2 protein-coding genes are annotated in these 2,032 nt (G+C 41.3%); both read right to left on the bottom strand.

Annotated elements, in window-relative coordinates; genetic code table 11:
* Positions 1–111: 111 nt before the first annotated feature.
* Positions 112–720: a hypothetical protein gene (locus PSE7429_RS22665; RefSeq protein ID WP_009629738.1), complete on the bottom strand. Its 609-nt coding sequence runs from the start codon at positions 718–720 to the stop codon at positions 112–114.
* Positions 721–1,014: 294 nt separating this feature from the next.
* On the bottom strand, positions 1,015–1,866 hold the full coding sequence (locus tag PSE7429_RS22670) for a 3'(2'),5'-bisphosphate nucleotidase CysQ family protein (protein WP_009629739.1): 852 nt from the start codon (positions 1,864–1,866) through the stop codon (positions 1,015–1,017).
* Positions 1,867–2,032: the final 166 nt, after the last annotated feature.

Raw genomic sequence — 2,032 nt, forward strand, 5'->3', positions numbered from 1 at the left:
GAGTGGCGGCGCTTCGCGCCGCCACTCTCTATTGGGTTTGTGTCCTGACTGAAAAGATGAATGGCGGCGCATCGCGCCGCCATTCATCTTTTCACTTTGCGTTAGCTGTAATTATTTTGCTACACGGCTGTCAAAATCTCGATCCATGCAATTTATTAGGAAATCTGAAATAATCTGTGACACCTCTTCAAAACGTTTGACCGATAGATTTGATGAATGCGCCGTCAGCACTCCATGGGCAAAAATATGTCTCGTACATCTTGCTAAAAAACTAATATTGACATCTTTGCCCTCGATAAAATCGCGCATCATTCTTTTTAAAGCAACTCCCTCTAAATGTTCTTCTAAAAAGCTAGAGAAAGTATGTTTGGGATCTAATCTACGAATCTCTTCGATGATAGTGGTTTGAGACTGTTCATTTTGCCAAGCTTCTAATTGGGCTTCCTGACTGGGATTTAAGCCAATGATGCGACAGTATGTTTCAAAAGCTGTATAAGTAAGAAAGATTCTCGTAATAGCTGAATAGAGTTGGGGTGTAAGGGGACTAGCATAATGATCGCCTAAATCCAGTCTTTTAAAACTCTTTGCTAGGCGAAAGCGAGCGGCCCATCTTGCTAACCGATCAAATTTATTCCCTAGTTCTACCGAAACTTGATGATCGGATTGATTGACTTGTGTAGCGAAACGTCTCCATGCTTTAGGATAGTTTTTCTTGGACATAGATATAGCCAAATACTGGCTTTTTGCGAAGTTATTAGAATTTATTAATTAATATAGCGCCATATCACTTCTAAAATATATATTGCTGATGTAGGCATGAAACAAGCGGATTTCAAGAACTGGTGATTAGATGGCTATCGAAATGCGATCGCATCTGTCGGGACTAGAGCAATACAAGTTTTGCAAAAGATGGGTGACGGCAGCTACCAGAATCAGAGAGCGTACAGCCCACTAAGCGGGCTGTACGCTCTCTGGTTTCGTTTTTTTAATTATGCTTAGCTACTTACATCCAGTTTACATGCAGTCGTAGAGGTTTTGATGAATCGAATCCAGAAATTCGTCGATAAATTTTGACCAGCCAATCACAATAACTTGGTTATGGGTAAGTTTCGCAGGATCGATATCATCATAGCCAAATCCGATTTCTCGACCTGTCAGATCGCAACAAACTAACCCAGCAGCTTTGGCGATCGCCAGAGGACCAACGGTATCCCAGAGCTTCACGCGCCGATTGAGATAGATATAAGCATTTGCACGACCTTGAACCACTTCCATTACCTTTAAACCAAAGCTACCGAGACTATAAAACTCCACATTGGGAACGGCGGTGCGAATCGCCTCACCATAGGCAAGATCGTCTTTTTTACTGACAATTACGCGATCGCTACTTGCTCCCTTGGGCGGCATAGAAGGCAAAACTTCGGGGAGATGACCATTGGTAACCGTGAATAACCCATTAACAGCAGTTCCACCAAAATATAGGCGATCGCTATTTGGTGCATAGATCCAGCCCAGCACTGGCTGAGATTGCTCTAAAACCCCTACCATCACTGAATAGAATTCCCGCCCATGAATAAAATCATCAGTACCATCAATAGGATCAATGAACCAATATTTCTGACTAGATGCTTGTTTTTCTTGCCATAGTTCTGGCGATTGTTGATTTTCTTCGCTAATTACCACATCATCGGGAAACCATGCCTGAAACCTTTGCCTTAATAGTAAATCGAGTTCGCGATCGACATTAGTTACATAATCATCAAAACCTTTTTCATCAACTTGAAAACCTCTCTCTCTTAGATGAATCGCTTTTTGACCGATCTCGCGGATAAAATGACAGATTTCAGTTTGTAGTATGGGATTCATAATCACTAAAAAGAATAGGTAAAACCCGATAATTTACAAAAATCTTTGCTAAGTAAGGTTTTTATACCAATTCACAAAAGTGTTGTCACACTTTTGTGAATTATATCTATATTCACTTAAGTCAGGACATCAAACCCAATAGAGAGTTGCGGCGCTTCGCGCCGCA

It is taken from the genome of Pseudanabaena biceps PCC 7429 (assembly GCF_000332215.1).
Classification (GTDB): Bacteria; Cyanobacteriota; Cyanobacteriia; order Pseudanabaenales; family Pseudanabaenaceae; genus Pseudanabaena; species Pseudanabaena biceps.